Source organism: Neiella marina (assembly GCF_002165625.1).
Lineage (GTDB): Bacteria > Pseudomonadota > Gammaproteobacteria > Enterobacterales > Neiellaceae > Neiella > Neiella marina.
The window spans coordinates 1-13868 of sequence record NZ_NGNS01000003.1; the positions used below are offsets into that span (position 1 = coordinate 1).

The 13868-nt window shown below is 46.9% G+C and carries 9 protein-coding genes; 4 read left to right on the forward strand and 5 right to left on the reverse strand.

The window, feature by feature from the left end; all coding sequences use genetic code 11:
- The first annotated feature begins 81 nt into the window (after positions 1 to 81).
- The gene (locus tag CBE68_RS03400; protein ID WP_087504658.1) at positions 82 to 1575 is read left to right on the forward strand and encodes a sensor domain-containing diguanylate cyclase; all 1494 of its coding nucleotides are present in this window, start codon (positions 82 to 84) and stop codon (positions 1573 to 1575) included.
- 485 nt (positions 1576 to 2060) lie between these two features.
- Here the strand turns inward: CBE68_RS03400 and CBE68_RS03405 are convergent, their stop codons facing one another.
- Complete coding sequence (locus CBE68_RS03405) at positions 2061 to 2729, reverse strand: DUF4386 family protein (RefSeq protein WP_087504659.1); 669 nt, start codon at positions 2727 to 2729, stop codon at positions 2061 to 2063.
- A 163-nt stretch (positions 2730 to 2892) separates the two neighbouring features.
- Positions 2893 to 3888: a LacI family DNA-binding transcriptional regulator gene (locus tag CBE68_RS03410; RefSeq protein WP_158100481.1), complete on the reverse strand. Its 996-nt coding sequence runs from the start codon at positions 3886 to 3888 to the stop codon at positions 2893 to 2895.
- Positions 3889 to 4042: 154 nt separating this feature from the next.
- On the opposite strand from CBE68_RS03410, the gene CBE68_RS03415 reads away from it, so the two are divergent.
- Positions 4043 to 6502: a beta-glucosidase gene (locus CBE68_RS03415; protein ID WP_087504661.1), complete on the forward strand. Its 2460-nt coding sequence runs from the start codon at positions 4043 to 4045 to the stop codon at positions 6500 to 6502.
- Positions 6503 to 6538: 36 nt separating this feature from the next.
- Here CBE68_RS03415 and dbpA read toward each other — a convergent pair whose 3' ends face one another.
- Positions 6539 to 7927: an ATP-dependent RNA helicase DbpA gene (gene dbpA / locus CBE68_RS03420; protein ID WP_087504896.1), complete on the reverse strand. Its 1389-nt coding sequence runs from the start codon at positions 7925 to 7927 to the stop codon at positions 6539 to 6541.
- 85 nt (positions 7928 to 8012) lie between these two features.
- On the opposite strand from dbpA, the gene CBE68_RS03425 reads away from it, so the two are divergent.
- Together CBE68_RS03425 and CBE68_RS03430 are read left to right on the forward strand one after the other, a co-directional pair.
- Positions 8013 to 8804: a CLCA_X family protein gene (locus CBE68_RS03425; RefSeq protein ID WP_087504662.1), complete on the forward strand. Its 792-nt coding sequence runs from the start codon at positions 8013 to 8015 to the stop codon at positions 8802 to 8804.
- Between the two features lie 581 nt (positions 8805 to 9385).
- Positions 9386 to 10132: a hypothetical protein gene (locus CBE68_RS03430; RefSeq protein ID WP_143824474.1), complete on the forward strand. Its 747-nt coding sequence runs from the start codon at positions 9386 to 9388 to the stop codon at positions 10130 to 10132.
- Between the two features lie 40 nt (positions 10133 to 10172).
- Here the strand turns inward: CBE68_RS03430 and CBE68_RS18625 are convergent, their stop codons facing one another.
- Positions 10173 to 10364: a hypothetical protein gene (locus CBE68_RS18625; RefSeq protein ID WP_143824475.1), complete on the reverse strand. Its 192-nt coding sequence runs from the start codon at positions 10362 to 10364 to the stop codon at positions 10173 to 10175.
- A gap of 82 nt (positions 10365 to 10446) precedes the next feature.
- A complete protein-coding gene (locus CBE68_RS03435; RefSeq protein ID WP_087504664.1) occupies positions 10447 to 13653 on the reverse strand; it encodes a S41 family peptidase in 3207 nt (1068 codons plus the stop codon).
- Between the last annotated feature and the right edge of the window lie 215 nt (positions 13654 to 13868).

A 13868-nucleotide genomic window follows, 5' to 3' on the forward strand; every position in this document is an offset into this window, starting at 1 on the left:
TTTACTGCTTGGGTTTTAAATTCATCGGTAAAACGTTGGGACATGTTTCCTCCTCAGGACATTCAATTGTAATGCAATTGAGTGTCTAGAGAAGGCTGGTCGATTCATGTCGCCTATAGTCGAGCAATTTCACTGCATCGCGAAATAAGCCGGCACATTGAAACTCTGCGTACATTGGCAGCTATATATGAAACACAACCCAACGTCAGCTGGGAACAGTTCCAACAAGTGTCGACCCCAATACTCGAAAGTTACGTGCACACCCAAGCACTTCAATGGCTTCCAAAAGTTGCTCACTCTGAGCGCAAACTTTATGAGCAAGCGATGAAAAAGCGCTTTCCAGAATTTCGGTTCACGCATCAACAAAACAACAAGATGGTAAATGCCGCCAAAAGAGAAGTGTATTACCCTATTTACTATCTAAATCCGTTAAAGGGCAATAATGAGGCTTTAGGTTACGATGTCGCTTCTAGTAGCGTACGGAGAGCTGGTTTGATGGAAGCCGCCTCCTCGGGAACGCCACAGTTAATCGCTGGCCTGAAACTGGTTCAACAAAAAGACGATGCTCCGCTTTTTTTTGCAGTAGTACCGATCTATAAGCAGCCATCATCCACCCCGCAGGAACGCCTCCATAACTTAAAAGGGTTTGTACTTGGTGTATTTAAGCTCCGAGAGTTGTTTGATGCTTCGGCATTATCTAAGCGCCCTTTGGGAATTAAAATGACGCTGATTGACGAAAGTGATCCATCTCAACAACGCGTACTTTATGTACACGAGTCGAGAACGAGTACACCGATCGTTGAAGGTACAGAAATTCGCCAACCTATGCCTCATTTCTGGGGTAAAACTTGGAGCATTTTGGCTACTCCCACAACATCATTTATGAACCATCACAGTAGTTTTTCGACTTGGGTAATTGCCTTGGTAGGAGGGGGAAGCTCATTTCTTTTAGCTTTCTTTACTCGCTCAATACTCTCTAGGGTGAATCAGATTCAAGCGCTAAATCGACAACTTAAAACTTTAGCCCAGGAAGATGGGCTAACAGGGTTAGCGAACAGAAGGCGCTTTGATGAAGTACTTAGCATGGAACTGTCCCGATCGCATAGGCAAAAAACAAGTCTAAGCCTCGCCCTAATCGATATTGATTACTTTAAGCAATACAACGATGTTTATGGACATATGCAAGGGGATCACTGCTTGCAAAGTTTTGCTGAATGCCTGCGGAAAGCCATCAGAAGGCCCACTGACCTAGCGGTTCGCTATGGTGGAGAAGAGTTTGCCTTATTATTACCTGATACGGGTTCCCCTGAGGGCGTCATTTTAACGCTACAACAGTTACTCAAAAGAGCGGGGATTCCGCATGAGGCATCGAATGTAGCAAGCTTTTTAACAGCAAGTATCGGAGTTGTAACAGTGACAAGTGGTATAGCTAGCGTTTCTCCAAGTGAGCTAATTGAGCATGCCGACCAAGCTCTTTATCGCGCAAAGAATGCTGGACGAAATACTGTGGAATACATACGAATCAGTCATGAAAAAGAGGAAGGCACAAGAGCTTTATTGCGTGCTATATCATAGAACAATAGCCTTGGAGCCAGTGTACATAAGAGTAACGATAAGCAAGATGACTTTCAGAATGCCAAATCATCCGGCTAGATGTATAGCTGAAAAGAATTTAGCTCAAATCTAAACTGCCAGCCACCGCCTCAGAATCGGATATATCTCAGCTCAAGTCTGAGCGCACGTTATCATTTTGTAGATACGTGGATTCCATTTACGTTTTGGGGCAAAAAATAAGTTTGAATGGAGTTAGCCCATTCTGAACTAGCCGAGAATGGGTGCTTCTAGCCATTCTGAAGTATGGCTGCAACCTTTTGATTTACATCGAGCGCTGTTCTGATTCTCAGTGCGAATAACCATGTTGTGGTGTGGAGATTCTACGTAGAACTCAGAACGGCCTTCCGTTCTGAGTTACGTGCTCTATTCTGAGACTTTAACGAACGCCAATATCACTAGGCTGAATAGTCTCGAACGAGTAGTCTGAAAACAACAAGTCACTGAGGTCATGCATTACCTTGCACAGAACTGCCAACGTTGCTTTGGCCTAACATGGCTACGCCAAGCCACAAGAACCAAATAATCTGAGTGATGCCAAAGATCTCTGTCAGTGTTTCATCTGGGTATACGGTGGCAATACCGGAGATACCAACAATGAAACCAAGGTAATTTAACCCTCGAGGGAATACCTTGGCTTTTAGTGCCGCGATACTAATCAGCAGCACCCAAAGCCCACCAACTAATTCGTTTCCTCCACCTAGGCTTTCGATTAGCACAGAGATCATTCTCCACATATCAAACGCTTTCTCGGCGGATACATCCATTAAGCTGACTGCATATGACAGCCCGACATTTGCGAGCATTCCACTTGCAATGACCAGAACAACCCAAACAACACCGAACACGGATCCCACCTTAGCCAGGGGATCATCATTTAGTTTTAGCTTCTCATATAAGCCAACCACCAGAACGGCTAGGAAAACGCCAAAGACGGCGTACATTAAAAAGTAAATCATTGAAAAAATGAGTTGATTGTCAGCCAAATAGGTCATTTTCTCTAATGCGGTGCCGTCTGCGGGATAGGCCCAAAATGCGCCAAAATAGACGAAGGCAGCAATATAGATTAATGCCTCAGAAATAGCTGAAACACCGGCAAATTTTTGTAGCTTATTCATTCATTACTATCCATTTTATGCGCACCACGAGCGGTGAGTTTTATAAGCGTCGTTCGAGGCCATTCTATGCTTTGCCGAGATTAGTTCTCGCTATTTGTTGTAACAATATATTCAAATGTCGAATGAGCAATGAATGAACTAGACGCGCCCTGCTCTGTTTGCGCTAGCTGATTTGCTCAATAGTCGGAATATCCATTCCTTGCATTGGCGCTTCATGAGGGCGTTCAATGGCGTGGATCAGCGCGCGTGCGAGAAAATTGCCAGCCTTGCCGACATCCTCATTGGCGAGCAACAAGTTCTTTCGCAACAATTTAAGAAATGGTGCCGCCTCACGCCCCAGTACATCAATGTCCGCTCCCAGTTCACGTCCGAGCGACTCCAGCACAGAAACAGAAACCATAGCTGCGGTTGAAGAGCTGGCAATGATGGCATCGATATCTGGCATTGCTGACAACATTACCGTCACCTCTTTCTCGATATCTGCTGAGGGCGAATCGGAATGAATCGCTGAGCAGGATACTAATTCCACACCGGTCTGCTGTTGGCCTAAGAGTATGCCTCGCTGCAAATGTTCGGCGTAACTCAACTCTGGCGGCGGCAGAATGACCATGACTTTTCGGCGCCCTTTCAAGCTGAGCTTGTTCACTGACAAACGGGCAAATTCTTGGTTGTCGAAATCAAAGTATGAATGGCGATCGTCCGCACTTGTCCGCCCATGAGTGACGAACGGAAATTGTTGCTCCATTAGGTATCGGACTCTGGGGTCGTCCGGCGTCGTATAGTTGAGGATCAAACCGTCTGCTGAGCGAGTCTCAACAATCTGTTTGACCAGCGCTAGCGGATCGTCGTCTTCAAACCAATAGCTGGTATTTAGGTTATAGCTCGAGCCTTTTAACACCTCAGCGATGGATACCGTCAGGCGAGTCACCACATTCGACATATTAGGTTCTACTGGAAGCACCAAACTAATGACGTTGGTTTTACCGGTGCGAAGACGGACGCCAGCTCGGTCCGGCACATAGCCGAGTTCCCTAGCCTTGGCTTGAATCACTCGCCTTGTCTGCAGCTTGATTGCCGGATCATCTTTGAGTGCTCGCGATACTGTGGTAACGGCGAAACCAAGTGCATCCGCAATGGTCTTTAGCGTGACTTTTGCCATTCTTTTACTGCTCCAATCAATTGTTACTAGCCACATAAACACGCAACGACAATACTTCGGAAAAACGTGATTCAACATGTGGATTTAAACATTTTAAATCGTTACAAATCGAATTTACAACGTTGCAAATGCAGTAAATTAGGAGCAATACAACATGCCACATGACAAACACGTTGACCCTTTGGTTGACCAAATGAGCCTGGAAGAACAAGTGTCTCTACTGTCAGGCGAAGACTTATGGTCATTACCAGCCATTCCGCGTCTAGCAATCAACAAACTTCGGGTAACCGATGGCCCTAACGGCGCACGAGGAAGCGGTACATACGTCGACGCCACCACTGCAGCGGCTTTTCCGGCGGCGATTAGTTTAGGCGCAACGTGGAATACCGACTTAATCGAACAAGTAGGTCAAGCCATTGCGCAAGAAGTGAAATCTAAATGCGCTCACGTGTCATTGGCGCCAACGGTAAATATTCACCGTAGTGTCACCAACGGCCGCAACTTTGAATGTTTTTCTGAAGATCCCGAGCTTACCGCCGCTTTAGCGACATCTTATATTCAAGGACAACAGAGCGAGGGCGTCGCCTCCACCATCAAACACTTTGCAGGCAACGAGAGTGAGTTTGAGCGCACCACGATAAACTCAGTGATTGACGAGCGTACCTTGCGCGAACTCTACCTCCGCCCCTTTGAAGATGCCGTTAAAAAGGCGGGCGTTTGGGCCGTTATGTCTTCCTACAATAAACTCAATGGTACCTACACCGCAGAGAACCAATGGCTACTCACCGATACGCTGCGCAACGATTGGGGTTTTGACGGCGTAGTCATGTCCGATTGGTATGGGTCGCGTTCTACTGCTCCGACAATTAACGCTGGACTGGATCTTGAAATGCCCGGCCCGACACGTGATCGCGGCGACAAGCTGTTAGCGGCGGTGGAAGCCGGTGAAGTCAGTCGAGATACCATTCGCGCCCGCGCAATGGCCATCGTTAAGCTAATGTGCCGCGTAGGTTCTATTGATGACGACCAGCCATTTGTTGAACGCAGTGATGACCAACCAAGCCATCGGGCGCTGATCCGTAAAGCTGGCGCCGAGGGCACGGTACTGCTTAAAAACCAACACAAGATATTGCCGCTCAATACGACAAGCTGCGGCACAATCGCGGTTATCGGGCCCAATGCCAAAACCGCCCAAATCATGGGTGGCGGCTCAGCACAATTGACGCCTCACTATCGTATTTCGCCTTGGGACGGACTGGTGGCTAAACTCGGCGAACAAGGTTTAGTGTATGCCCAAGGTTGCAGTAATTACCGTTGGGAGCCGCTGCATCAAGGCAAAACTACGGTTGCCTTTTATGACAATCAACACTGGGCTGGCGAGCCGGTTTATCAAGAGATACTTGATAAAGCCATCGCATTTTGGGATACCGACTTTGCTGATAACAAGGTCTCAAAGTTCAATTTTTCGGCACTCATCAATACCACCTTTGATGCACCTGAGACTGGGCTGTATAACCTCGGTTTTCATTGTGCCGGCTATGCCAAGGTTTACCTCGATGGCGAATTAGTGCTTGATGCCACAACGCAGTGGCAAAAAGGGCGTACTTTCTTTGAAGAAGGTTGCGATGAAATTGTTGTACCGCTGCAACTCGAAGCAGGCAAATCCTATGACATTGAGATTCGCTTTTGTAACCGCCAACCCGACAACATTATGGTGTCAGGCTGGCGCCTTGGTATTTCCCAACCATTAGGGAACGAAGGGATCCAGCAAGCAGTTCAAGCCGCTGCCAGCGCCGACACGGCAATTGTCTTTGTGGGCCGTTCAGGTGAATGGGATACCGAAGGCAGTGATCTAGAAAACATAAGCCTCCCCGGTTCGCAAAACCAATTGGTCGAAGCTGTGTTAAAGGCCAACCCTAACACCATTGTGGTGTTACAAACTGGCGGGCCAGTAGAAATGCCTTGGCTCGAATCGGTACCGGCACTTTTGCAGGCTTGGTATCCGGGGCAAGAATGTGGCAACGCCATTGCCGATGTCATTTTTGGTGATCAGGAACCGAGCGGGCGATTGCCGCAAACGTTTCCGCGCAGATGGTCTGATAATCCAACCCACACCAATTCTCCGCTCAACTACCCCGGCCAAGATGGCAACGTGGCATATGGCGAAGGTTTGAATATCGGCTACCGTCATTATGATCAGCATGATATTGCGCCGCTGTTTCCGTTTGGCTTTGGTTTGAGTTACACCAATTTTGAATTGTCCGATTTGGTGGTTAACGTCAATGGCCAAAATCGAGTCGCGGTAACCGTCACCGTTGAAAATACAGGTGAGCGTGCGGGCGCCGCAGTACTGCAACTCTATACCTCCGAGTTGTCTCCAACACTCCAGCGACCGAACAAAGAGCTAAAAAGGTTTGCTAAACCAGTCATTGAACCTGGCGAGCGGGCAAGCCTGAGCTTCACGTTAACGTTAAGAGACTTCGCCTATTGCGATGTTGAAAGCAAAGGTTGGCGGGTCAATGCTGGTCAGTTTATGGTGTCAGTCGGCTTTAATGCCGCCCAGATCGATGCCAGCGCTGTCATTACTTTAGAGGATGACTACCAAGGCTACTAACAGCAAACGCCCGCGGCTTATAGTGGCTCGCGGGCCTTAACTGCGCTCCCGCCATACGCGGAACTGCTTACCTTTGAGTTTACCGTTAGTCAGTTTGGTAAAAGCAGTTTTCGCCACAGAGCGTTTTATCGCCACGTAAGCGACAAAAGTAAACACATCAATTTTACCAATGTCGTTGCCATCAATACCGTTATTGCCGGTTAACGCACCAACAATATCGCCTGGACGAATTTTTTGTTTTTTGCCGCCATCAATACACAAGGTCACCATGGGTGGTTTCATTGGCGATTGGTACACCGATGCGTCGTTCGGCAGCGATGAGGGATCGGTGCTGATCTTTATGTAGTCCCCAATCATGGCCAACTTATAGCCTTCTTTGTCGTTAAATAAGGTCAATGCCAGACCTTTGCTACCTGCACGGCCAGTGCGGCCAACGCGGTGAACATGAACTTCTGGATCATGAGCAACATGGTAGTTAACTACCGCATCGAGCGAATCGATATCTAAGCCACGCGCGGCGACGTCCGTTGCCACAAGTATTGAGGTGCTTTTGTTGGCGAAACGAACAAGGGTTTTATCGCGCTGTTTCTGCTCCAAGTCACCATGAAGCGCAGCTGCACTAAAGCCGTCTTCACACAGATAATCAGCAACATCTTGGGTCTCTTGCTTGGTATTGCAAAACACCACGGTTGATTCTGGTTGATGACTGAGCAACAACTGACGTAGCGCTTGGTAACGACTTTCGACATCCGATACTTTGTAGAAGCGCTGAACGATGCTGTTGCTATCGTGAGCTTGTTCTACTTTGACCATGGTCGGATTGCTCAAGACACGTTCCGCAATTGATTTGATCTTGGGCGGAAAGGTTGCGCTAAACAACAAGGATTGGCGCGTCGCAGGTGCATACTGAATGATGGCATCAATGGCATCTTGAAATCCCATTTCAAGCATTCGGTCAGCCTCATCGAGCACCAATATGTCCAGTTCGCTTAAGTCGAGTCGATCTTTTGATAAATGGTCATACACCCTGCCCGGCGTGCCCACAATAATGTGAGCACCATGCTCTAATGAGCCGATTTGTGGCCCCATTGGCACACCGCCGCACAAAGTTAACACTTTGATGTTGTGTATTTGCCGCGCTAGTCGACGGACTTCTTTGGCAACCTGATCGGCCAGCTCCCTGGTTGGGCAAAGAATTAATGACTGAACTCGAAAACGCTTGACGTTAAGCCGTTGTAAAACACCCAAGGCGAATGCCGCCGTTTTACCGGAGCCGGTTTTCGCTTGAGCAATGACGTCCTTGCCTTCAATAATGGGCGGTAGACTTTGAGCTTGAATCGGCGTCATTGATTGATAGCCCAAGGATTCAAGATTGTTGGTCAAAGCCGGCTTTAGGTTTAGTTGGTTGAAATTATGATCGGTCAAGGAAGTCACTCTAGTTGAGGATGATGGCTGCTATGTATAATCGTTGCCAGATAGCTGCACATGATAACAATTACCAAGGAAAATTTTGCGCTTAACCAGCTTTAAATACAAAACGCGTAAAGGTCCTGATTACCGTCATGGCGAACAAGTGTCGTTCATCGACATCCGTGATACCTTTGGCATCGGCAATATTCGTATCGGCCGATGGGTCACTGAAGAAGAAAAAGCGCTAGCAGCAAACTTAATCTTCGATTCGCTGGCGGACCTTGCTTACGTGTTGGCATTACCCCCCAAAACAATTGGCTTGCGTGGCAATCTAAATTTGGCGTTTGGTAGCGGCGGCCGCAAAGGTGTGCAGGCCCATTACGCCCCCAATCAACGTGAGTTGGCATTAGCCAAAAATTTCGGTGCTGGCGCCCTTGCTCATGAGTTCTGGCATGCATTTGATCATTACATTGCCGAAAAAGCCTTTGATATTGGTGATCGGTCAGGCCCTCAATCGCGCATTATCTTTGCAAGTGACTGTTGGTTGAAATCAGCCAATCATATCCCGCACCCTTTAAATACCAAGCTGTTACAGATTTTTGATGCTGTACTGCTGACAGAAGACGGCCAAGACAAGCACGACTATGTTTGTCGAAGTGTTAAAGCTGACAGGTCACTCGCGGCAAATTATTTTTCCCAGCCGACCGAGATGATGGCAAGGGCCTTTGAGGCCGTCGTTGAGTCCTGCTCAGGTATTGACAACTCCTACCTTGTTTCTGGAACAACAAATGCTGAGCACTTTGCGTTATATCCGGACTTGAATCACCGAGCCGTTATTCATCATGCATTACTATCTTATTTTAAGCCTCTAGGCGAAGCATTAAATCGATAAAGGTACTGAGGCAATTCATAGCGCAGATAATAAATAAACTTAAATTTTCATTAACACAAAAGCAAAGGAATTAAACATTAAATAACATGCGACTCGCTAGAAATTGATTTAATTTACTCCACTCAATGAAGTAATCACCATTATTTTACGTAAATTTAGTTTCTATCATTATCGTTATTGATGACAAAAAATTAGCCCTTGAAAATATAAATAAACAATATCAACAACATACACATTATTGACGTCATACTTCTCGCGTTCTCCACTTTAGTTCCCCAATCAGATTTACGCACTATTTTTAGGTTTAACAAGTATATTTCAGTCACAAGTAGCAACCAAAACAATGGTAGTATTGGAGTATCAGTCATTGACAGTCACATTACTGATAATAAGATTGCAAAATAGTCACGCATGTTTGAATGATATTAATTAAAATGAACAAGTTACGGGAACTTTTACACCTAGGAATTGCCGAATTGTTTGTAATTAATTTCCAGCAGTAGAAATTTATAGGGCGCCAGAATCAATATTCGATTTTGACCAAAATCCCTAACTACGATGTAATTTCTGAGGTAACACAATTGAGCACGCTATCTAAGATACGCAAACGAGATGTTGATCGACAGGAAGTCGTGTTCTGTGACTACAAAGGATTCACTGTTTCACTCACTAATCGCAATACGGAAGGCCGGATTATGGTGCATGTTAGTCTGCGCCATAACAGCGAAACCAACGCCTCAATTTTCGTCGCAGAATCGTTGTGTGAGAGCATTTGTTATGCCAAGGACTTTGCAACTTTGGCTGTCAATACCTTACTGGAGCATATGGACATGACGCCGAAAACCGCATCGGTAAGCCTTGCTAAACTAGCCGATGCATTCGACGGCTGGAACGAGTGCTCCGCCCAGCAACTGCTCGAACTCTATTACAATAGCAATGACGAAAACGAGCAATACACCTTGGCATCGCACCTGAAAGACCAAGCCTGCCGTCTGACCGACAAGTCAGTGCAGCCCAGCCCCATTCTGCAAGCGGAGGCAGAACTTCGGGAAATATTAAAAACCGAGTTGGATGAAGCATCGATTACTTCAATTATTCACTCTGTGGGTACCGAAATGTCGGCATTATCCGAAGCGTTGGTTGCCAAAAAAGATGAGATTGAGGCGTTATCATCAAGTTTAAACAGTGAATACAACGCTTACGTTATGGCGGTCATTCAAGACGTTCTTACTGAGTATGAAGGGCTCAGTACAAGAGCGGAGGCTAAACTAACCCGGGCGACGCTTATCCAAGACACCATCGCCAGTCGAGTACAGCAAAATCAATAAATACCCAGGGCACTGTTGAGTCAGCTGCCCTTAGTATTTGTCAGTAATAGTTGAAACTGTCAGTGTGCAGCTGAGGGTCAAGTGATAGCTGTTCACATTGAGCTTGAGTTCGTTCATAACTGCTGCAATTTCGCACCGCAGCTAGACCCGTATCAGCGTCAACGGCTAACACTTCAACGGCTTGGTTTTTGAAGTCGACGATCATTCCACTGCACAATTCATTGGCGTTCATAAGCACCTCCACAGACACACATTGTTATAGGTGAAGAGCTTTAAGATAGATCAATCGGCCACGCCCGCGAGTTGGGTCGCCATTAAAATTTTGATGGTGCTGGCGGCACTGTGAGTGGTTTTTTAGGGTTCTCATTGAGCTCGTTGAGCAACTCAGCAACAGCACGCTCAAGTGATGGATCATTGCCCTGGAAAACAAGTTCTGGCCGGTCAACAACCTCAATGTCAGGTGTAACCCCTTCATTTTCAATAATCCAGTTGCCGTCGTTATCGAGAATACGGAAGGTTGCCGCAATCACTTGTCCACCATCAACTAAGCTCGGGTTACCAGAAATACCAATCAAGCCACCCCAAGTGCGGGTGCCGATTAGTTTACCCAGGCCAGCTTGACGGAAATAGTATGGCAATGCGTCACCACCAGAGCTTGAGTAACCATTGATCAACATCGCTTTCGGGCCGTCGTGAGCAAACTGTGGCGTTTTGGTTGGCTCAACGCCTCGACGTTTCCAATAATTGAGTGGTTTACGTGCCAACCAAGTGATCATGTGCTCTGGAATGAAGCCGCCGCCGTTGTAACGATCATCGATGATCAAAGCATCTTTGGTAGTTTGTGGCATGAAGGTTTTGAACATCTCACGGTTACCGTCAAATGCTGTATTTGGCAAATGAACGTAGCCAATGCGGCCATTTGACAGTTTATCGACGTAGGCGATGCGCGATCTTACCCAGTCGAGATAACGCAACCCTAGCTCGCTGGCCACAGGTTTAACTGTTACCTTCCAAGTCCGTTTGGTGCTTGGCGTTTCACTCAGTAATAGCTCAATGGCTTGGCCTTGGGTGTTCTCAAGCAATTCATAGAAATTGCTAACACTATCGGTGCGTTGGCCCTGAACAGCGACGATAAAGTCTCCTGCTGCTGCTTTAACACCGGGCTCACTCAATGGCGCTCTAAAGTTTTCGTGCCAATTCTCGCCCTGATAGATCGAACTTATTTGTGCAAAGCCGCTCTTGTGCTTGATGATTTCAGCTCCGAGTAAACCATGTTTCTTGCGCTCAGCTTTTGGCATGTCACCCGACTGCACGTAAATATGACCAGCATTGATTTCGCCAGCAATTTCACTGAACACATAATCCAGATCCGAGCGGTGTGCGACTGCATTGGCCATGGGCTGATAGCGTTTTAGGATCGCATCCCAGTCTTGGCCATGATGATTTTCATCGTAGAACCAGTCTCTCAGTGTGCGCCAACCCTCAACATACATTTGTTGCCATTCAATGGCAGGATCGATTTTCAACATCATTTGGTCGAGATTCAGCTGGCTCTTAGCCAGATCTTGCTTCTCTTTTGGTTCAACAATGCTGAAATTATCGCCATGCTTCACCAACAGATGCTTGCCGTTAGTAGACACCGTGAAGGAGTCGACTTTATCGGCCACTGTTTTGACTTTGCCATCCCGACCCGTCTCGATCAGTTTCAATTCACTATCAGACATTGCCAATACAGCATCTTTCACTGCATGTAGCGAACGGTAATTACCAGCTTTGGCCGTTAATACCTCGACGCGCTGCATAAAGTTGCGCGGATCTAGTTCTGTTGGAACATCATCGTTGTCTTCATCGTCATCGCCAAACGCAACTTCATCGCTAGAGAAACGATTCAGTGCTGCAACTTCGTTATTAACGGCCACGCCATAGATGCGTGTTGCTTCGTTAAACAAGTAATCGAACTCGAAGCTTGAGAACGTCAGATTAAAATCGCGCTGCGAACTGAAATACAGGTACTGGCCATCGGGTGAAAATGTTGGCTCCTGTTCGGACGTCATGTCGTCAGTCAAACGAGTCACTTTGCGTCTCTTGAGGTTGTAATGCCACAACGAGCTGTAGCGATTTTCATTGTTCTTAACGAACACGATATCTTCGCTGTTTGGTGACCAAACGTACGTTCTGAGACTATTTTCGTTGTACTTAGCAACATCGATTTTGGTCTGCTTACCGCTTTTGGCGTTAAGTAGCCATAAGGTATGGTTCTTGTCCGCATACATTAGATATTTGCTATCGGCAGACCACACAGGAGTAAAACGCCAAATGCTGCCATCTGATGTTAACTGTTTGACTTTATTATTGTTGGAACGATCTTTTAAGTAGATCTCATACTCGCCCGTAGCATCGCTCATGTAGGCAATGTAACGGCCATTGGGCGACCAGCTCGCATCAATTTCACGAGCACTAGGGGTTAGCGATAAGTTACGAGTGACACCGTCTTTTTTTGGTACTGAGAAGATTTCACCACGAGCAGTAAACAGCGCTCGATTGCCGCCATTATCGACACTCATGGTGTCGATAAATTTACTCACATTTTTACTATATGGTTCGGCGTATTGACGCAGCCCAGCAATGTTAATGGTCAGCTTGCTTGACTGTTTGGTGCTCGGGTCAAAGCGATACAGGTAACCACCATTCTCATAGACAATGGCATCTGGTCCAGCTGATGGCCACAGCACATCAAATTCTTGATGATCGGTCAGTTTTATCGGCGCACCACCTTGCTGATACTGATATAAGTTAAGGGTGTACTCTCGATCCGAGACAAAATAGATCGTGTCGCCAACCACGGTTGGCTGATGGTCAGTAGCACGGTGGCTGGTCAGTTGTTCGGATGTGTTGTTCTCTAAATCATAAACCCACACATCTTGCGCTCGGCCGCCGCGGGTCCTCTTCCAGGTGCGAAACTCTCGATCAATCGGTGTATAAACATATTTACTGCCATCGGCAGTTAGCATGCCGCCGCCCGTTTCCGGCACAGCTAAAGGCTGCTCCATGCCACCATCGATCGATACGGTGTATGGCCGCCCCATCCGCTCGCCCCATGGCAAGCGATTTGCGCGGAACAATACTTTTTTACCATCTGGCGTCCAGTCCAGAACGCGGTAATCGTAGCCACCGCGCGGCGGCATAGGGCCAACATCGTTGTAATACGTGAGCTGTTTTAGCGCCGAACCGTCGGTATTCATCACGTACACCTGACGGCTACCATTAAATTCGGCAGAGAACGCGATCTTACTGCCATCTGGCGAGAATTTAGGAAAGGCTTCATAGCCGATATGATCAGTGAGACGTTGGCTTTCGCCTGTCTTGTGATTGGCAATGTAAATGTCACCAGCATAAACAAAGGTCACCTGATCCTTGTGAATGTCGGCAAAGCGTAACAAACGAGTATTGTCAGTTGAATATGCGTGCGCCATACCAGTTGCCAGCATGGTTATTGCAGCAGCTATGTTTTTAATTTTCATGTTGTTCCCTGCTTCTGTCGGTTCGCATATTGTATGCCACTTTATTGCTTGGTGGATTGGTCATCACTGCAATAAAGTTTTACAAAACGTAAAGAACAGCTGTCAGTTAACAACCAGTCAAGTGAACGCCAGTTATTTGCGTCGATCTCACACTCTGACCATTTTCGCTTGTTCCATTCACCCAAAACCGGTACAACAATATGACACTATGAAAA